General features: G+C 58.1%; 15 protein-coding genes and 5 pseudogenes. 6 read left to right on the forward strand and 14 right to left on the reverse strand.

The window, feature by feature from the left end; all coding sequences use genetic code 11:
* From EXE41_RS12740 to EXE41_RS12760, 4 genes and pseudogenes are all read left to right on the forward strand, one after another.
* Positions 1-96, forward strand: a pseudogene (locus tag EXE41_RS12740) (IS1595 family transposase); the annotation flags it as partial.
* Between the two features lie 559 nt (positions 97-655).
* Positions 656-1963 (forward strand): dicarboxylate/amino acid:cation symporter, encoded by a 1308-nt coding sequence (locus EXE41_RS12745; RefSeq protein WP_137691212.1) that lies wholly within the window; start codon positions 656-658, stop codon positions 1961-1963.
* 539 nt (positions 1964-2502) lie between these two features.
* Positions 2503-2796, forward strand: coding sequence for a hypothetical protein (locus EXE41_RS12755; RefSeq protein WP_137691214.1), 294 nt, complete (start codon positions 2503-2505; stop codon positions 2794-2796).
* A gap of 249 nt (positions 2797-3045) precedes the next feature.
* Positions 3046-3381, forward strand: a pseudogene (locus EXE41_RS12760) (hypothetical protein); the annotation flags it as partial.
* A 131-nt stretch (positions 3382-3512) separates the two neighbouring features.
* On the opposite strand, the gene EXE41_RS12765 reads toward EXE41_RS12760, so the two are convergent.
* The 10 genes from EXE41_RS12765 to EXE41_RS12810 all read right to left on the reverse strand — a co-directional run bounded on the left by EXE41_RS12765 (position 3513) and on the right by EXE41_RS12810 (position 13043).
* Positions 3513-3887 (reverse strand): Rid family detoxifying hydrolase, encoded by a 375-nt coding sequence (locus tag EXE41_RS12765; protein WP_137691215.1) that lies wholly within the window; start codon positions 3885-3887, stop codon positions 3513-3515.
* Positions 3888-3924: 37 nt separating this feature from the next.
* Positions 3925-4584 carry a carbohydrate-binding family 9-like protein gene (locus EXE41_RS12770; RefSeq protein WP_137691216.1) on the reverse strand — a complete coding sequence of 220 codons (660 nt, stop codon included), beginning with the start codon at positions 4582-4584 and terminating at the stop codon, positions 3925-3927.
* Entirely contained in the window at positions 4581-5423 is an 843-nt protein-coding gene (locus EXE41_RS12775) for an SDR family NAD(P)-dependent oxidoreductase (protein WP_137691217.1), read from the reverse strand. The genes EXE41_RS12770 and EXE41_RS12775 overlap by 4 nt, the downstream gene beginning before the upstream one ends.
* A gap of 83 nt (positions 5424-5506) precedes the next feature.
* Positions 5507-6673, reverse strand: a complete 1167-nt coding sequence (locus tag EXE41_RS12780) for a mandelate racemase/muconate lactonizing enzyme family protein (RefSeq protein WP_137691218.1) — start codon at positions 6671-6673, stop codon at positions 5507-5509.
* A gap of 40 nt (positions 6674-6713) precedes the next feature.
* Positions 6714-7853, reverse strand: a complete 1140-nt coding sequence (locus tag EXE41_RS12785) for a hypothetical protein (protein WP_137691219.1) — start codon at positions 7851-7853, stop codon at positions 6714-6716.
* 63 nt (positions 7854-7916) lie between these two features.
* Complete coding sequence (locus EXE41_RS12790) at positions 7917-8762, reverse strand: carbohydrate ABC transporter permease (protein ID WP_137691220.1); 846 nt, start codon at positions 8760-8762, stop codon at positions 7917-7919.
* On the reverse strand, positions 8759-9697 hold the full coding sequence (locus tag EXE41_RS12795) for a carbohydrate ABC transporter permease (RefSeq protein ID WP_137691221.1): 939 nt from the start codon (positions 9695-9697) through the stop codon (positions 8759-8761). The genes EXE41_RS12790 and EXE41_RS12795 overlap by 4 nt, the downstream gene beginning before the upstream one ends.
* A gap of 9 nt (positions 9698-9706) precedes the next feature.
* Positions 9707-11059: a sugar ABC transporter substrate-binding protein gene (locus EXE41_RS12800; RefSeq protein ID WP_137691222.1), complete on the reverse strand. Its 1353-nt coding sequence runs from the start codon at positions 11057-11059 to the stop codon at positions 9707-9709.
* Positions 11060-11136: 77 nt separating this feature from the next.
* Positions 11137-11940, reverse strand: a complete 804-nt coding sequence (locus tag EXE41_RS12805; RefSeq protein ID WP_137691223.1) for a creatininase family protein — start codon at positions 11938-11940, stop codon at positions 11137-11139.
* Entirely contained in the window at positions 11937-13043 is a 1107-nt protein-coding gene (locus tag EXE41_RS12810) for an ABC transporter ATP-binding protein (RefSeq protein ID WP_137691224.1), read from the reverse strand. The genes EXE41_RS12805 and EXE41_RS12810 overlap by 4 nt, the downstream gene beginning before the upstream one ends.
* A gap of 165 nt (positions 13044-13208) precedes the next feature.
* Between EXE41_RS12810 and EXE41_RS12815 the strand changes: the two genes are divergently transcribed.
* Positions 13209-13985 carry an IclR family transcriptional regulator gene (locus tag EXE41_RS12815; RefSeq protein WP_137691225.1) on the forward strand — a complete coding sequence of 259 codons (777 nt, stop codon included), beginning with the start codon at positions 13209-13211 and terminating at the stop codon, positions 13983-13985.
* A gap of 352 nt (positions 13986-14337) precedes the next feature.
* Here the strand turns inward: EXE41_RS12815 and EXE41_RS20025 are convergent.
* The 4 genes and pseudogenes from EXE41_RS20025 to EXE41_RS12830 all read right to left on the reverse strand — a co-directional run.
* Positions 14338-14727: pseudogene (locus EXE41_RS20025) on the reverse strand (IS6 family transposase); the annotation flags it as partial.
* Positions 14728-14758: 31 nt separating this feature from the next.
* Positions 14759-15900: pseudogene (locus EXE41_RS12820) on the reverse strand (IS4 family transposase); the annotation flags it as partial.
* 7 nt (positions 15901-15907) lie between these two features.
* Positions 15908-17011, reverse strand: a complete 1104-nt coding sequence (locus EXE41_RS12825; RefSeq protein WP_137691226.1) for an IS630 family transposase — start codon at positions 17009-17011, stop codon at positions 15908-15910.
* An 18-nt stretch (positions 17012-17029) separates the two neighbouring features.
* Positions 17030-17185, reverse strand: a pseudogene (locus EXE41_RS12830) (IS4 family transposase); the annotation flags it as partial.
* 199 nt (positions 17186-17384) lie between these two features.
* On the opposite strand from EXE41_RS12830, the gene EXE41_RS12835 reads away from it, so the two are divergent.
* Complete coding sequence (locus EXE41_RS12835) at positions 17385-19319, forward strand: archaea-specific SMC-related protein (RefSeq protein ID WP_137691227.1); 1935 nt, start codon at positions 17385-17387, stop codon at positions 19317-19319.
* The last annotated feature ends 52 nt before the right edge of the window (positions 19320-19371 follow it).

The following is a 19371-nucleotide window of genomic DNA, read 5'->3' on the forward strand; positions in this document are numbered from 1 at the left end:
CTCACGCCGTATATCCGAGCGTTTCAGCTCCGTCGAGAAGTGTTCCGCAAACCGGGGAAAGAAGCGCTCAAAACCATCCTCGAAACTGCGCTATGACTCACCAACAATCTACGCCACAAGAGCGTTGTGTCATAGAAGCGTTCTCATGGTTTGCTGAATCAGCTCTGACGAATTAGAAGCGTTGTGTACTTTGTGTATGTTGTTCTCCGTTTGTCATAGCTATAGCGAAAGAGAAGTTCTGAGTCGCTGTTGACGAGTGAATCGTGTGAGAAATGGATGAATTGGTCGCTGAGTGTGGCGATCTCGAAGCCATTCTCACAACGTTCGTTCAATCCGAAATAACCACGCTGAACGGGTTTGGAAAATCATTATTCGGAAACAAAAAGAAATTCTCTAACTGATTTTGAACCCCGTGTACCGGGTGAACGCACTTCTAAGCTACTAACCTACTATAACAGTAAAAATACAGACTATATGCCCTGTTGAAATCCTCAGGAAATGATATACTCTGGCCCCGTTGCAGTCAGTACAGGAAGTACAATCAGGGTGTCATAGAACAGTGGCATACCTTCCTTTTGTCCTCTCAAATTGTTCAATACAAGAGCATCATCGATATATTTATACGTCGGCTATGTTGCCGGTGTAAATACGGTACATGTCACAGTCTGTCATTGCGTCTCTTTGGAATCGGTATCGTTCGGTCGGAATCGTCTACCGTATCGGGGTCGCGTTCGTCCTCGGCTCGCTCGTTGGCCTCGCCGTCGGCGAGCCCGCAACGGCCCTGAAACCAGTTGGCGACTTGTTCGTCCGACTGCTGAAGATGCTGATCGTTCCTATTGTGGTGTTCACGCTCCTGATGGGTGTCCGGCAACTCTCGCCGTCGTCGCTCGGGCGGATTGGCGCGCAAGTAGTGGGGCTGTACGCACTCACGTCCGCGTTTGCGGTCGCCATCGGACTCGGCGTGAGCAACTTCGTCTCGCCCGGCTCCCGCGGGCTCGAATCACTCCTCGCCGGAGCGGAGGCCCAGAGCGCTGAGGCCCCCAACGCCGTCGAAGTCGTTCTCAACATCGTCCCGACGAATCCCGTGGGCGCGATGGCTGAGGGTAGCGTGTTGCCGACCATCTTCTTCGTCGTCGTGTTCGGCCTTGGCCTCACGCTAGTATGGGAGGAAACGGACGACGAGCAGGTCAAACGCGGCATCGAGGGGTTCTTCGACCTCGCTGACGCAGGTGCAGAGGCGATGTACAAGGTCGTTTGGGGCGCGATGGAGTTCGGAGTTATCGGCGTCTTCGCGCTCATGGCGAATGTTTTCGGCACCGCTGGTGTCGACGCCATCCTTCCCTTCGCGCTCCTTATCGGAACTATGCTCCTCGCGGCCATCATCCATATCGGGCTCGTCTACCTCGGCGTGTTCGTCGTCGGTGTCGCGGGACGGTCTCCGATTGCGTTCCTCTCCGGCGCGCGCGACGCGATGGTGACTGCGCTGAGCATCCGGTCGTCGTCCGGGACGCTCCCGGTGACGATGTCCGACGCGGACGACAACCTTGGCATCGAAGAACGCATCTACGGATTTACTCTTCCGCTCGGCGCCACCATCAATATGGACGGCACGGCGATGTACCAGGGCGTCGCAGCCGTCTTCGCGGCGAACATCGTCGGCTTGGAGCTCTCTCTGGCCGACCAGTTCGCGGTCGTCGCGGTGGCCGTGCTGGCGAGCATCGGAACCGCCGGCGTGCCCGGGTCGGGTCTCATCATGCTCACGCTCGTCTTGACACAGTTGGGGCTCCCACTGGAAATCGTCGGTCTCGTCGCTGGCGTCGACCCCATCCTCGACCGCATCCGGACGATGGTGAACGTGACCGGCGATCTCGCGGTGACGACGGCCGTCGCCACGTGGAACGACGCAGTCGATTTCACCGCTGACGCGTGGAACGACGGCGCCGTTGTGTCGCTGTCCGACTGAACTGAGGCGAGGGACTCCGGTTCAGTTGGCCCGCTCTATTTCTTCGAGCGCCTCAGGGTTCTCGATACTGCTCATGCTGCCGAACTCTTCGTCCGGGTAAATCGTCGCGATTGAGCGGCGGATAATCTTCCCCTACTGCGTATTCGGGAACTCCTCGACGGCGGCGGTCTCGGTGCTGTCGTCGGAAGCGCCGATGGTGGTGGGCTGATTCCCCGCGTTGTGTTCGATGGGCCGACGCGTTCGATCAGATCTGGATTGCTGTCCGATGTCGCAGCAGAGAGTATAAGTACCGAGTCTTCGCCGGGCTCGCTGTCGGTGGCTGGCCCGAGGGCTATCGTCCCTGCGAGACCGCAGTCGACTCTTCGAACCGGCGGATTCTCACCGGTCAATACGCAGGATCAGTGTATCAGGAAATTCATACTAAACCTGTGAAACAATGCTTTGTGAAGTGTTCTATGACACCCTCCTAACGGTCAACACAAGTTCCTCGAGGCTCTCCAGCACAGGTAGTTTATCTGTCTGATGTGAGAATCGATGATATGGCTGACGCGGATTCTCCAACCGTCTCGGTATCTCTCTCTGGTCGCATGGATATCCCAGCAGTCCTGAATCGAACTGGCATCGATCATGTTAGTGTCTATGATCACCGACTCCTTGCTATCTATCACACGGTAATTTTCAATGTGACAACTGACCCGCATCAGATATCGGATGCACAAACACTCGAGATCGAATGCTGGGAAGATCCAATTTCATCTCGTGCTGATGGAAAGTCGTCACAAGATATTCTTCAGGATTCCACCGACGTGTTCGACTCTGCTGAGGACTATTGAGAGATCCACCCTGGTGGCTCGAGCCGATTAGCGCAATAATCACGCCCACTTTGAAGTACCTCGCCGCCATCAAGGAAGCACGAATGCTACAATCGCCTCACGACGGCGCTTCCCCCTTGTAGATCCCTCAAGTACGGGGTTCGAATTTGCTCTACTCCTTTCAGTCGAGATCGAAGCGGTGGCGAAAAATAGGTTCGATATAGGACTAATGCCCTCAATCTGTATTAAATAGAGTCCGAACAGGGTTGTATGAGCGAAAACAAATCGAATTCCGAGGGCCTGATCGAACGCCAGACCACGGGTGAAGACCGCGTGCGGATGACTGCCCGACAGCTGTCGGAGCCTCGCACAGCCAACTGGATCGCTTCCGAAGCGAGCTGGTCACACGAGCCAACCAAGCGCGTCCTCGAACGACTCGCCGACGACGGCATCCTCCACCGTGACGAAGGCGGTACTCACACGACGTATTACCCTGACTACCGTCGCCAGGCGATGCGGCTTCGAGACAGCGGGCACACTGTTGAGGAGCTCATGGACTGTCTCACCGATGTGAAGGCGCAGATCCGCTGTTGGAAGGGCAAATTCGGATATAGAGCATTCAAAACACTGACCGCCTCGTCCTTAAGTTAACATCGCCAACAGTTCTAACAGTCATGTTAATAAATGAGAACGTCAAGACCATTGTACTATTCGCATCGGAGTGGCCGCACCGTCACTCAGACGCTCGCGACAACCTCAATTTCGACAGCGATCTCAATGGGTAGACGGGAGACCTCCATGGCCGCTCGCGCCGGGTACGGCTCGGTCATGTACTCTGCGTAGACCTCGTTGACAGTTTTGTAGTCGTCCATGTCCGTGACGTAGACGTTTGCGTGGACGACGTCGTCGAACGAACTCCCCGCAGCGTCGAGTATGGCAGCGACGTTCTCCAGCGTCCGTGCCGTCTGCTCCGCCACGTCGTCTGAGACGATCTCACCGGAGTCGGGGTCGACAGGGCCCTGTCCCGAGACGTACACCCGGCCGTCGTTGAGCGTTCCCTGCGAGTACGGACCGATCGCATCTGGAGCCTGATTGGTGTTGACTTCCTCCATAGAGAGAGAATATCTTGGCGGTCAATTGTATCTTTCGTCACCGGAACCGGAGTTCGCCGAACGCGGCCGGTCGATGGAAGTCCGGCTCAGGCGCGTCAACCGTGTTCCACGCGGCGTAGAGCGGTTCCGGGCGGCTCCGGAGCCGGTGGAAGTTCCCGTGCCACCGTGTTCCCGGCGACGGAGCGACGTCGACGCCGGAGAGGGCTGATAGTGCGTCGAACGGAAGCGTCGCGGCGACCCACCACCCTTCGTCGTCGGGACGAGGGGTCTTTGTGGGACCGTCGATCGACGTCCGAACCCGAACGGCGTCCGCGGTCTTGAGGTCGACCAGATTTCGGTTCGGTCGGTCAGACCCGTAGGCGAGGTGGAACGTCCCGACGCAGTTCACCTCGAAGTTGAAGTACGCCTCATCGGACGACGGCCGCGGACTGGCGAACCACTCGACGCAGCTGTCCTCCCACACCGGTCCGTTGAGCGTAGTCGCCGTCGCGTGGCTGTGGCGGTCCGTCACCTCGTAGTGTAGGTAGAGCGCGTTGTCGTCGTACAACGCTCGCACCGTCGTCTGCGGCTGGCGCTCAGGGGAGGTCCAGAGGAACCGGTCGACGGTAACCGGGTCCGAATACTCCCACGCCGTCCCAGACGTCTCCCTGACAAGCGGGGCAGAGTCGGAGACGCGAGGGACCGTCGCCGTTCTCATCGACTGGCCGGCGGCTCGTCGGCCTGATAGATCTCGTTCTCGAACGACTGGGGCAAGCCGGCGGTCAGGCCGCCGTCGACGACGAGGTTCTCACCGGTAATGAACCCGGATCGGTCGCTCGCGAGGAACAGGGCGGTGTCCGCCACCTCCCGCGGTCGTCCGAACCGCCCCAACGGGTACTGGTCGAGCCACCGGTCCCGGGCGCTCGTCTCGCCGGACCGCTCTTCCGTGCCCTCCATCTCATCCCGGCGGTTTTGGGTCTCGATGGTTCCGGCTGAGAGCACGTTCGATCGGATTCCGTACTGTCCGTAGTGGGTTGCGAGGTTCCGTGAGAGCGCGAGCAGCCCGCTCTTTGCCTCCGAGTAGCCCGAGAGACCGATCCCAAAGAGCCCGTTGACCGACCCCACGTGGATCATCGACCCGCCGCCCGCGGAAATCATTGCCGGTAGCGCCTCGCGGGCGAGCAGGTACGGCGCCTTGAGGTTCAACTCTAGCATCCACTCGAACTCGTCCTCGCCACACCGGTGAATCAGGTCAGCGGACTCTACTGAGCCGCCGGCGTTATTAACGAGGACGCGGAGGTCGCCGAACTCCTCGACTGCGGTGTCGACGAGATCGCGGACGGCTTCCGAGTCGGTTACGTCGCACTCGACCGGCACAACGCGCCCGTCGTGGTTAGCCTCAAGTTCGTCTGCGACGGTCGCGACATCATCATACGTTCGTGAGCAGATGACCACGTCTCCACCCGCCTCTACGAACGCCGCCGCAATCTCCTTCCCGATACCACGTGAGGCGCCGGTAACTATCGCTGGACGGTCTGCGAGTGACAGCTCGACCATATCGGCTGAAAACACATGGTGGGCGATAATGAAGCTTCCGACGTGAAATCGGCTGCCCGACGCCCTGCGACGCCTGTTAGACGCTACACTTCGTACCGCTCGATCGCGTCTCGGTCGACCTCGATTCCGAGTCCAGGTGCGTCGCGGACCGTCATCCGACCATTCGACGCGTCGAACGGATCTTCAATGATGTCTCCCTCCCATGCGTAGTATGTCGTGTCCGGCGGAAGTGAAAAGCCGGGCAGCCCGTGAACGGCCTGGAGGATAGCCGCGGTCCGAATCCCGAGGTCGAACGCGCAGTGGTGCGTGAAGGGGACGCCTGTATCCTCGACGATCGACGCCTGCTGTCTAAGGCCGCTGATCCCGCCGGCTGGTGTGAGATCCAAGACGGCGACGTCCATCGCGCCGGCCGCCGCAAGCGATTGTAGGTTGTTCGGGATGTACGTGTCCTCGTTCGGGGCGATCGGCTGCCGGAGCCGCTTCCGGAGCGTCGCGAGCGAACCGTGGGCGTTCACGCGTATCGGTTGCTCCAAGTACTGGAGGTAAATACCGGCGTCTTCAAGCGCCGCACCGACGCGGACCGCCTGATCAAGTGACCAGCCCTGATTCGGGTCGAGCCTGAATTCCAATTCTCCGTCCACCTCGTCGTACATGGCCTCGATCCGTGCTACGTCCTGCTGCCAGTCCCGTCCGGCTTTAGTTTTGAGCACCGAAAAACCGGCCTCAAGCGCATTACGAGCCTTGACGCGAGATTCTTCAGGCGAGAGGATGCCGAGGCAGAAGGCGAATTCGATGTCGGTATCGCTTCCCGAGGCACGGTCCGCGGCGTCGGCATTCATCGCGGCCGTCTGATCCGGGGCAGTCGAGCCGCCGAGCAGCTCGTGGATGGGTTTGCCGAGCGCCTTCCCCGCGATATCCCAACAGGCGGTCTCAACGGCGGCAAAGAACAGCTCGACGTTCGTATATTCGATGAACACCTGTCGGCGAAGGCGCTCGACCTCGAACGGCGACTGGCCCTCGATCAGAGGGCCGATTCCATCCTCGATCACAGACTCCGTGGCAGCCGCGGTGAGGAACGTGCGCATCTCTCCCCATCCGGACACCCCCTCGTCGGTCTCAACTTCTACGAGGACTCGTTCCATGGAGTCAACCTGTCCGTGGTTCGTTACGTAGGGGCCGATGCCGAGCGGCTCGTCGAGTTCGAGCAACGGTACGTCCACAGTTCTAGCTGTCACGTCTGTAATTTCCATGTACACCCGTGTACATCCCCGATAGAAGAAGGTACCGTCTTCACCGGATCGCCGCTTCGATCCAGTCGAGCGAGCGGTCCGGGAGGAGCCCGTAGTTGTAGAAGGAGACGCGGGGAACATCCTCCTCACGAAGCCCCTCGACGATCCGTGAGAGCGTCTCAGCGTCGTTAATCTCAGGATAGCCGGGAAGCAGTCCGACGTGAACCGGTACGTCCGGATCGTGGCGCTTGACGCGGTGGTAAGCGCGGAGAACTGCCTCGCGGCTCGACTCGTACGCTGGAAGGCAGACGTAATCGAGGTACTCCGAGAGTCGGTCCAAATCAACGCCAGCCATCCATTCCCGGCCGGGTTCTGGGGTGCCCACGTAGTAGCCGAGCGGTGTCCCGTCCGCAGCCGCGTAGAGGTCCGCGTAGAGGTCACCGAGGCGATCCTGACGTGCTGCGACGTAGTCGGCGACCGGTTGATGCTGTCGGATCCACTCTTCCGGGATGATGTCGTTCGACAGACCGTTCGAGATGATGTCATCGAGTACCTCAACCGTCGCCTCTCGCGCCTCCTCGACGTCGATCCCTCGCGTCGCGGCGTGTTCTCGACAGTGCTCACAGAAGCAGAGGCCGAACAGGAACTCCCCGAGTGTCCCGAGCTCCACGTGGATTTTCTGGTGGTGCCAACCGAATCCGGTGCCGTAGAAGTAGTCGAACGTCTCCAGCTCAATCCGATCGAACCACTCCCGCGAGGCGAGGTCACCCACGACCGATGTCAGGTAGCGCTGAACCGCCGGGTTGGAAGGGCAAAGACCGAACACTAGGTTGTCGCCGTATGGAGACGTCAGCGTGACATCGGGATTCGCCATCCCGAGCCGCGAGTTGTGACAGCCGACCGTCCACGAGGTCAATCGGAGATCCTCGGCTGCCGTCGTGATCGACTCGACCCAGTCCCCGTCCATCCCCTCGTACGGCGTCGGTCGGAGATCGCCATACCTGTCGTCCGGGAGGAAGTACGAACTCGCCTCTGCGAAGTGGGTCTTCTGCCCCGCGCCGTGGGGAGAGAACGCCTGGATGGCGTGGTAGTTCGTCGCGAGGTTCACTTCATCGACGCCGATCCCCCTGAGCCGCGAGGACACCGACTCGACGCCCTCGTCGCGGAGATCCCACGGGTACGCCCACGTTGCAAACTCCATGCGATCAGAGGCAGGGCCGGGGTGTTAAATCCCGCGTCGGATTGGAGCGGAACCGGGGAGACGCTACTCCTTGACGGCGCCAGCGGTCATCCCCGAGACGATGTACTCCTCAAGGAATGCGAAGAGAATTAGCAGCGGCACAATGCCGATGACCGACGCGGTGAGCATCATCCGCCAATCTGTCTGGAGCGCTCCAACCATCGAGAAGACGCCCCGCGGGACGTTGTACTTCCCGGCGTCCGTGAGGAACGTCAAGACGAATAGCAGGCGGTTCCACGCGTAAAGGAACGTGTAGGTGACGCTCGCGACGAGCGCCGGCTTCGTGAGCGGCAGGACGATTTTCGTCAGGATCTGCCACTGATCGGCCCCGTCGATCCGCGCGGACTCCTCTAGCGACACCGGGATCGTCTTGAAGTACCCATACAGCATCCACACGTTGAACGGCAGCGTGAACGCCGCCGCGGGGATAATGACAGCGAGGTAGCTATCGAACAGGCCGACCGCCGTGATGACATCGAAGAGCCCGACGATGAGTACGACCGGTGCGAACATCTGTACGACGAGCACCGCCAACAGGAACGACCGCTTACCGACGAACTCATTGCGTGCGCACGAGTACGCGGCCGGGATGGCAAGCACCAGCGTGAGAAGGACGGTTCCGATGGAGATGAGGAAGCTGTTGCCGACCCACAGAAGGATATCCGTTTGACTCCACACTTGAAGATACGCTTCGAGCGTCGGATCTGCGGGAATGAGTGTCGCCGGGCTTGAGAAGATCTCAGATTCGTTTTTAAACGTACTCGAGAACATCGCGTAGAATGGGAACATCATTAGTCCCAGCAGCGCGATCAGCATCCCGTACAGGCGGACCTTCCGGAGCCAGCTTCGGTCGTGGCCAGCCATCGTCATAGCTCTTCACCCCCACGCGTATATACGCGCAGATAGACGATGGCGAACGCCAGAAGGAAGAGAAAGCCAATGACGCTGAACGCGGCGCCGCGACCGAGGTTCCCGTTCTCCAGACCGACCTGGTAGATCCAGATCACGAGCGTCGATGTGGTGTTGATCGGTCCGCCGCCGGTCATGGTCCAGATCGTGTCGAAGCTGACGAACGTCCAGATTGTCGACAGCAGGGTCGCGATCAGGATCACTGACTTGAGCTGTGGCAGCGTGATGTAGCGGAACTGCTGCCACCGTTCGGCGCCGTCGATCGCGGCCGCCTCGTACAGTTCCTGTGGAATCGACTGGAGCCCCGCCAAGAAGATGATCGCCATGAACGGTGTACCTATCCAGACGTCGGCCACGATGACCCCGAGCCATGCGATCTCGGGATTCCCAAGGATGCCGATCCCCTGATCAATGAGCCCCAGTTCTATCAGGACGGCGTTCAAGTAGCCGTACTGCGGATGTTCGATCCAGCGGAACACGACTGCGGAGATAGCGTAGGGAATTCCCCACGGAATCAGGAACGCCGTGCGGAAGAACTTTCGACCTTTGATGTCGCCCTTCAGATGGACGGCGATCAATAGGCCGAGTAGCGTCTTCCCCGCGACGCCCACGACGACCCAGCGACCGGTCTGCCAGAGCAACTGGGTGAAGATGTCGCTGGTGAGAATTTCGACGTAGTGCTGGAATCCGACGTACGTTTCGACAGGGGAATCTGCGGGGGACTCGTACAGCGAGAGTCGAAACGTTTCGATGATCGGATAACCGACGACGCTCAACAGGAAGATCGCAGCGGGAGCGATCAGCAGGTACGCGCGGCTGTTCCGGCGGAGGTACTCGACCCCCCGTTCTAGGCGCGAGTCGGTTGCTGTCTCGGCGTACTCTTCTATAGTGCCCATTTTTACCGATCACTCCATGGCATCTTCGAGATCGGACTGGGCGTCATCGAGCGCCTGTTGCGGAGATTTCTGTCCGCCGACCGCCTCCTGAATAGCCAAAACCATCCGGTTGTTGAACTCGTTGAAGTTCGAGAGCTTCGGCCTAGCACGGGCGTACTGGCCCGCCTCGATGTAGGGAGCCCAGTTCGACGACTCCTGGAAGTAGTCCCGCTCTCCGACTTCCTCGACAGTGGGCATGAATCCTTTGCTCGTCGCGTACTCGAAGTGGCGGTCGGGATCGAAGTAAAACCGGAGCAGGTCCTCAGCCGTGTCTTTGACTTCGGACTGAGCGAACACGGAGATTGCGTCGATGGTGTTCAGGCTGTACCGGCCCTCGGGCCCAGCGGGCACCTGAACGATACCATAGTCGAAGTCAACGTCGCCTGCCTCCTTGGCAGTGTCGATGTTGATCCCGGTGTAGACGTGTGCGATGACCATCCCGAGTTCACCGGACTCGAACAGCTGGCGAATGTCTTGGCGGGTCGACGAGAGCGGCGAGGGCTGGGTGATCCCGTACTCCTGATTGAGGTCGGCGTAGAGTGAAAGCGCCTCGACGCCGGCGTCGGAGTTGACGACGGGATTCCCGTCCTCGTCAATCAAGTCCGCCCCGTGCGACCAGTGGTAGTGGTAGTACTGTGATCCCGTCTCGATAGCCTCGGCGCCGGCGAGCCCGAGCGGGGGCGTGTCTGTTTCGTCACGGATGGTCTCTCCGGCCGCGATCATGTCCTCCCACGTGTCGAGTTGCGGGTTCTCTGGGTTAAGGCCGGCTGCCTCGAAGACGTCTTTGTTGTAGTAGAAGCACTTGTTCGACGCAGCCCACGGAGCACCATAGTAGGAGCCTTGGTACTTACAGCCCTCGGCCATCCCCTCATAGAACCGGTCGCCGAACTCGCTCTCCATCAACTCGTCGATCGGCTCAAGCTCCTCTTTACCGACTAGCTGGGGAATCCAGCGTGCCGGCCAGCGGGCGGCATCGGGGGCCTCGCCCCCGTCGACGCGGTTATTGACTGTTTGCTGGGCGTTGTCCCAAGTGACGCTGGTGAACTCGAGGGAGACATCGTATTCCTCCTCAAACTGTGCGTTGTTCTCTTCAAAGTACGACTCGATGTTGTCCCCGACGCCCATCGTCAAGAACTGGATGGTCTCTCCGTCTCCGCCGCCGTCATTGTTGCTCCCTCCGCTGTCTCCAGAGCCATCGGAACCACCGCCATTTCCGCCCCCAGAACAGCCCGCAAGCGCGATGATACCGCCGCCACTCATCGCTTGAAGCAGGTTTCGCCGGCCAATACTTCCGTCCATAAGGTTCATCTTTTTTTCGGACATCTGCGCTAAATGTTCACGTGTGGTTATTAAAACCTTTGGGTGGATTGGCTGTTCGCCCGGGATGGCCCGTTCAGCCGTCAGCGATTATGCTCGTAGATGGCGGTGAACAGCGCGCCCAGCTCCTCCGTCACCGCTTCGTAGATGCGTTCGCCCTTATCCGCGTTCGCGAGTTCCGGGGCACCAATGTCGCCCGTTTCGGAGTACTGCTCGAAGTCGCGGTACACCGAGAGCGAGCCGCCATCAAGTAGGTCGCCGCCGGCCCAGTCGTAGTGCTCTTCCCAGCGGGTTCCCTCCTCTATCATTGAATCGACCACCAAGTCAGGACGAAGGTACAGCATGAGGGAGGTTTCGTATTCACCGCCGTGAGCCATGCCCCCGGTTTCACTCTCGCGGAAATCAGAAACTTCGCTCGTCGCAAGCTTGAAATACGTTGTGCCGAGCACCTCCGCGTCCGCCGTTTTCCCGAGAGTACTCACTAACGCATCGATGAGCGCGCCGTTACCGCCGTGTCCGTTTACGAAACACACGGCATCGAAGCCGTTCTCTAGTCCCGTGCGGCCGACATCCTCGAGCGTTCGTCGGAGGTGCTCGAACTCCAGCGAGAGCGTCCCCCCCAGCGAAAGGTGATGCGGCGAGAACCCGCTCCAGATTGGGGGTGTGACGAGCAGCGGGACGGCGTCGCGGAGCGATTTGGCCCCCCCATGAACCATTGCGTCCACCAGAAGTGTATCGGTAATGACGGGGAGATGGTTCCCGTGTTGCTCGACGCTCCCCACGGGGACCACAAGGACGGAGCCGTCTCGCTGACCGACCTTTTTGATGGCCCCGGACGGCTTGCCAGCCCATTCATACTCGTCCGTGCCGATGGTTTCGTGAATCATCGACTCGTTGTTTGCTCGGCGATCGTCGTTGGGACCCGATCTCCCGTCTCGTCAAAGAAGTGAATGTCTTCGATATCGAAATCGAGGTCGATGCGCTCGCCGGTATCAGGACTGTACTCGCTGTCGACACGAGCGACGATCTCTTTCTCTCTGTCGTCGTCAGTCGGGGGATTGAGGTAGAGGTAGTTGTCCGCCCCCATAGGCTCAACCACATCGACATCGGCGGGAATTCGGCCCGATTCGTCCGCCAAGCGAAGGTCTTCGGGGCGGATACCGAGCGTGTAGCGGCCAGTTTCTAGCGACACGTTAAGATCGGTCTGGAAGCTATCACCATCCACGTGGATGCCGTCGGATTCTGACTCAACAGCGACCTCGAAGAAGTTCATGCTCGGGGATCCAATGAACCCCGCGACGAACCGATTGTTCGGTTCGCTGTAGCAGACCTCGGGCTCAGCGACCTGTTGGAGTTCGCCATCGTTCAGAATCGCGATCCGGTCACCCATCGTCATGGCTTCCGTCTGGTCGTGTGTCACGTAAACCGTGGTGACGCCGAGTTCCTCGTGGAGCCGCTGGAGTTCCGTTCGCATCTGTGAGCGGAGCTTCGCGTCGAGGTTAGAGAGCGGCTCGTCCATGAGGAACACCTCAGGGTCGCGGACGATCGCGCGGCCGAGTGCGACCCGCTGCTGCTGGCCGCCCGAGAGTTCCTTGGGATACTGTTCCAGTAGTTCCGGGATTTCGAGAAGTTCGGCGGCGTTCTCGACGCGGTCGTCGATCACAGCGGCCTCGTATTCGCCGGAGAGACGCAGGCCGAAGGACATGTTCTCTCGTACGCTCATGTGAGGATAGAGAGCGTAGTTTTGGAACACCATCGCGATGTTTCGGTCCTGTGGCCGGACGTCGTTGACGACCTTCGATCCGATTCCGATCTCACCTCCAGAGATTGTTTCGAGGCCGGCGACCATACGAAGAGTCGTCGACTTCCCACATCCAGATGGACCGACAACGACGAGGAACTCGCCGTCGCGAACCGTCAGGTCGATCCCTTCGACGGCAACTACGTCGTCGTACGTCTTTGTGACGTTAGATAGCTGTACGTGACTCATTGTAACCTGTCGGCATCTCTTTAGCGGGATATAAAAAATTACCGACGGAGAGGGATCGATAGGGCGATACTCGTTTATTGAGAATTATTAGTCCGACACTCTATTGTATAAAAATGTTTTTGACTATACCAAATATTATACGCGTGGAGACGTGTACAGTAACATATGAGTGATAACCGAGCGCCACGGCGAATTAAGTCGGTGGGGATTGCTTTTGACATACTCAAAATACTTCGAAACGAGGGGGGTGCAACGGTGACAGAGATCGCTGGGGCGATCGACCGCACACCGGGAACGACCCACACCTATCTCGCGACGATGTGCGATAAGGGGTACGTCAAGGTCGAGGACGGGGAGTATCAGGTGGGGCTGTTCGCACTCCCACTCGGTGAATACGTGAGGGCAAACTCCAGGCTTTATCAAATCGGGAAGCCGGAGGTCGATAAACTTGCTCGAAAGACTGGCGAAGCGGCCCACCTCGTGGTGGAGAGTCACAGCCGCGAGATTCTGCTGTACGAGCAGTTCGGAGCCGATGCTGTCGGGGAGGATCTGTACACGCAGATTAAAGGGTATCCTCGGAGGAATCTCCACTGTTCGGCCGCGAGCAAAGCGATCATCGCGCACCTGGACGAATCCCGCCGGAACGAGATACTTGATGGGTACCAACTCGTCTCTCGAACTCCAAACACGATTACGGAAGAGGAGGTGCTCCGAGAGGAATTAGAGCAGGTGCGAAGCGACGGGTATGCGAGTAACGACGAGGAACAAATCACCGGTGTTCGCGCCGTCGCTGCGCCGATCATCCATGAAGAGACGATTTACGGCGCAATCAGTCTATCTGCACCCACGAGTCGAATGCCACAGGATCAGTTCATGAACACCGCCCCGGAGCAGATTCTTGACGTTGCGAACGTAATCGAAGTCAATATTCAAACACCCTAAGCCGAGCCTCGAATTACAGTTCGGCTGATCCGAACAACTGAACATAAACGATTACCGCGCTTGGCTCCTCAGAAAGTAGACATACGCATGTTTGAAGCAATTTTAATGGGAAATGTCGTGGTAATTGGATCAGCGATTTATAGTTTAAATTATATAATATTCTTTACCGCACTTAGTTTTGATATATACAAAACAGTAGAATGTATGATTCAGTATCGAAGCGAATACAATTACAAACGTACGGTTGTAATTCTTGTCGCGTTAGGTGCGGGGATACGGCATCCCAGTACCAATTATGACAGAAGTTCTTGACCATCAAAAGCAAATTTGGTAAATATCTCGCTGTTGAGAAAAGCTGATTCCATGGGAAGCTAAACGACCTGAGCGGGGGGCAGTAGTTTCTGCTACGGCGTTCTAAAACAGTATGAGAAACAGAAGGTTCGATGTATATTGCTCTATAGATACGTTCCACAGAGTTCCGATATCCATGTCACCCGTTCCTGAAATTGAGAGCATGGAGTTGACACGTATCTTATAGCGAATGCGTTCCATCGATGAGAATCACGGCATCGGAGACGTCGTAGTTCTCGGAAAGGACCGTCAGAAACGAATGAGCGATAACAATTATTGTCGTGGGCCCCAGGGTGGTATGAAGTAATTTGTTTGTCTTGGGATCGACGGCAGCATACAGCTAATATTGCTCATTTCTGGGTCGGACCACAGTCTTATCAACCGCAATGTGGCTGGAAACTGACCTGCTCATCCGTCTTTAGTTAAGCTTCACACCTCGGTTGTGTAGCGGTAGCGAGCGTCTCTTGTAAGATTGGTCGTCGCTTGTAGATCTTTTGAGTGTCTTCGATCAGCCGGTCGAGCAGCGGTGGTGGTGAGTAGCCGAGGAACTCACCGAGTTTGTGGAGAATGAGCTGGGCGTGCGACCGAAAGGTCGCCGCCCAGCGCTCTGTCGGAAACACAAGCTCATCATCCGCCTGCTCAGTGACTAGATCTAACAGATCGCGTCTTACAAGCAGCGACAGCAGCGCTGCGTACAATAAGATCCTCACCACGTGTTCGTCACTCGTATCGAACTCGTCCAATTCGTACTGTGTCTTCAGCTCCCGGAACAGCAACTCAACTTCCCACCGACAGCGATAGACCTCCGCTAAATCCGCCGGAAAGAACTCTTTTCTCGCTAAATTCGTCATGTACAGGTGGTAGTCGTCGGCGTCCTCGTCGCGGACGCCGACGACGCGAAATTGCTTCGTATCCAGCGACTGTGTCCCATTGTACGGCCCCCGTTTGAACTCGACTTCGACCTCCACATCGATGTATTTCCGGTCAAGATCATCGAGAACAGCTCGGAGCTGCTCGCCCTCTAAGGGAATGGCGCGGCCGCGCTATTCCCATAACTCCCCCGTAATGAGCGGGTTCGCGTTCTGCTTCAGCCGACTCACGAAGTAGCCGTCGTTTTCGTCGATCAACGCAAACCGGCGGTACTTGAAGTAGGCGAGATCGAACAGTACAAGGCGATTCTCAAGCCACGGCCCTGTTTTGAATAAGTGCTGTCGTGCGTTTTTTCGTTAGCAGTATCGAGCCGTTTAATCGTCTGCTCTGTGGCATTGTGGAGCAGGTGGAGCTTCGCTCTAGCCTGCTCCTCGTGGCGGGCTTCGAACTGGTCTGAGAGAAATTCGTGTAACCGCAACACCGTTCCATCAGCGATCATCACGTCTCTAAATCGGTCGAGATCAGCGTCAACAGCGTTAGGAACAGCGACCTCGTCGAGACCATGCTCGACGAGGTCGCGGAGGTACTCCGCAAGCGTCGGTGTCAACCGTTGATAGAATCCACCCGGAGAGATCGTCTCATCGGCAATCGAGCTGTAACAGCGTCTAAACCCGGCGAGTGTTCGGCTTTCGCCTTAGTACCTAGCGTAACTTTTGAAGATAGTCGTTGAGATGATTGTCGATCCAAGAGGCCGCAAAACTAAGCTGAGCTGTGAGCTTCTCAAAGAGTTCGGTAAGGAAAGCGCGGTATTCTGCCGCGCTCTCCACAATCAACGGTGACGCTTCCCATTTCAGACTCTTCCAGACCTGCTCGATTGGATTGAGATCCGGTGAACCAACGGGCAAAAACACGAGGTCAATTCCGAGTTGATGGGCTCGCTTACGCGTGTACTCGCACACGTGAGAAGAGAAGTTATCCAAGACGAGCAGAATCCGTTGACTCGGATTCTGCTCGCGGATTCCTTCGAGACACTCACAGATTCGTTCTTTCTCCTGATTACTTGGAAACTGGACCACGCTCTCACCGGAGAGTGCATAGAACCCGACCGCTGGTTCGTCTAACTTCACCAGCGGTCGGGTGATGTGAGGGTCGTCGACGGTGTAGAGTCGCTGTGAGTTGTCCCACGGTTGTGGATGCGATGTGTCGAGAAATCCAAGCACAGTTCCACCGTCCGTACGGATCTCTTCGTCGACGACCCAGCCTTCCTCATCGTCTCCATCGCGTTTGTTGTGCGGCTCATCAGTTGCCTCGTCGAACGCGTCGCCGACGCGTTCGTCGAGGATTTCTTCGGCATTCTCTGGCCGTGATGGGCGCTTAGTCCGCGGAATTGCGTAGGAGAGGCCGAGCTTTTCGAGGAACGTAGTGAGATGGGCTGGATGAAATTCAACGTCGAACTCCTCGTTGATGAGGTGTTGTATCTCTTGTTTCTTCCACGGTTGGCCCTCCCGGAGCAGTTCCAAGAGGCGTTGCTGTTGCTCTTCGCCGAGCTTCGGGGGCCTGCCGCCCCCGAAGTTCGGCATTAGAAGTCCAAGACCGCCCTTGTTCCATCGGCGAGCCCAGCGTGTTCCTGTCGCGGAGGACCTGCCGACATCGTCGGCAGCGTCCTCCAAGGTTGCCCCCTTGTAGAGCCGTTTAACGAAGATCAACCGCTCAGTGAGTTTTTCATCCGTAGACTCCGCGAGGAGTCGATCGAGATCGTCCTCACTGAGGTGACGGACGATCTCTTTGCGGCGATCCCCAGACATACCTCCTCATCAGACTCTACCTTCATAACTTTCACTAGGCACTACGGCGAAGCCGAACACAAATGCCCAAACGAAGGCAGGGATCTGGAGCTTGCGGTCACGTTCGACCACGCCGAGTTCCTCGGCGTGCTCTTCGAGGAACTCGGAGGGAAACAGTGTAGTGAGCCGACGCATAATCCGAGACGAGGAGTCCTTGTCGTACACAGACTGGACTTCCTCATTCCTTCGGAAAGATGCCTCGATAAGCCGCCGCTATCACACGGTTTTCGCTTAACTAAAGACGGATGCTGACCTGCTTTATTCTGTAAATCAGAGAACACTACCAGATACTATTGCGGTAGACTTAATATTAAGAAGGCCAAATATATCCTACGTGTCACAAATTTCAAAAACCGCAGTACGCGTCGATATCAGGAATATCGGTGGCATCGACGAAGCATCGGTGACGCTTCCCAGCGGTGTCTCGATTTTAACCGGGCGGAACGCAACAAACCGGACCTCCTTCTTACAGGCACTGATGGCCGGGCTCGGTAGCCGACAAAGTTCACTGAAGGGCAACGCCGAGGAGGGAGAAGTCACCCTCGAACTCGGTGACAAGACGTACACACGAACGCTCAAGCGCCGCGGCGACTCCGTCGACTTCACCGGTGACCCGTACCTTGACGATCCAGAACTAGCCGACCTGTTCGCATTCCTCTTGGAGAACAACGAGGCGCGACGTGCGGTAGCGCGCGGTGACGACCTCCGCGAGATCATCATGCGCCCGATCGATACCGACTCGATCGACGCGGAGATCCGTGAGTGTAAACGCGAACGCGAGGAGCTAGAGTCCGATATCGAGCAGCTCGACGGCCTCGAACGCGATCTCCCGGATCTCGAATCGGACCGGCGCGAGAAGATCGAGGAGCTGGAGGAAGCACAGGAGGAACTCGAGTCGATCCGCGAGGAACTCGACGAGCTCGACGCCAGCGTCGAGGAGAGCCGGACGCGCAAGAAGGAGATGGAGGCAGCGTTCCAGCGCGTCCGGGACGCTCGCTCCGAACTCGACGACCTTGAGTTCGATCTTGAGACTGAGCGCTCGACTCTCTCAGAGCTGAAAGCGGAGCGCAAGGAGCTCCGAGAGACGATTGAAGCAGCTGAGGAGCCCGACGAGAACGCGGATCGGCTCGCCGGCCGTATCGACGAACTTCGCCGCCGGAAGCGTTCGCTCGACGATGACATCAACGAACTCGGCAGCGTCATCGGCTTCAACGAGGACATGGTCGAGGGCTCAGGGATCGACATCGACATCAACGAGGAGACGGCCATCGACGACCCGACCGCCGCCCTAACCGCAGGTGACCGGACGGCCTGTTGGACCTGCGGGTCCGAGGTCGAGACCGACCAGATCGAAGCGACCCTTGACCGGCTCCACGAGCTCCGGTCTGACAAGCTCGACGAGCGCAATGATATCCGCGCGGAGATCCAAGAGCTCACCAACCGGCAGTCATCGATCCAGCAGACCCAACGCGAGAACGAGCGCGCCGAGGAGCGGCTCGAGGCGGTCAACAACGAGATCGAGTCGACCGAGTCGCGGATCGCCGACCTCGAAGTGCGGATCGAGTCGAAAGAGGACGAGATCGAGAATCTGGAAGGCGAGGCCGAATCGATCGACGTCGGTGGCTACGACGAAGCGTTGGAACTCCACCGCGAGGCGAACGGGATAGAGCTCCGGATCGACCGGCTCGAAGACGAGATCGACGAGATTGACGAGGAGATCGAAGAGCGGGAGGCCGCGATCGAGCGCCGCGAGGACCTCAAAGAGGAACGTGAGGAGCTCGCCGAGCGGCTGACCGAATTGCGGACGCGCGTCGATCGCATCGAGGAAACCGCCGTCGAAGAATTCAACGAGCGGATGGGGACCGTCCTCGACATTCTGTCGTACGATAACCTTGACCGGATCTGGATCGAACGCCGCGAGGTTGAGGAACGCGAGGGACGTCGGAAGGTGACACGAACACGCTTCGATCTCCACGTCGTGCGGTCGGCAGCGGATGGGAGCGCATACGAGGACACAGTCGGACATCTCTCGGAGAGCGAACGCGAGGTCACGGGGCTAGTATTCGCGCTTGCTGGTTACCTAGTTCACGACGTCGACGAGACGGTGCCATTCATTTTGCTCGACTCCTTGGAGGCGATCGACTCAGACCGGATCGCCGACTTGGTTAGCTACTTCGGAGACCACGCAGACCACCTCGTCACGGCGCTCCTACCGGAAGATGCACAGGCGCTTGACGACGAGTACGCGTACGTGGAGGCTATTGACTGAAACGTTTGTCGACAGACCCGTCGAGATACTCAGACTTACAGCGTTACGTTTG

Source organism: Halorubrum sp. SD690R, assembly GCF_005435035.1.
Lineage (GTDB): Archaea > Halobacteriota > Halobacteria > Halobacteriales > Haloferacaceae > Halorubrum > Halorubrum ezzemoulense.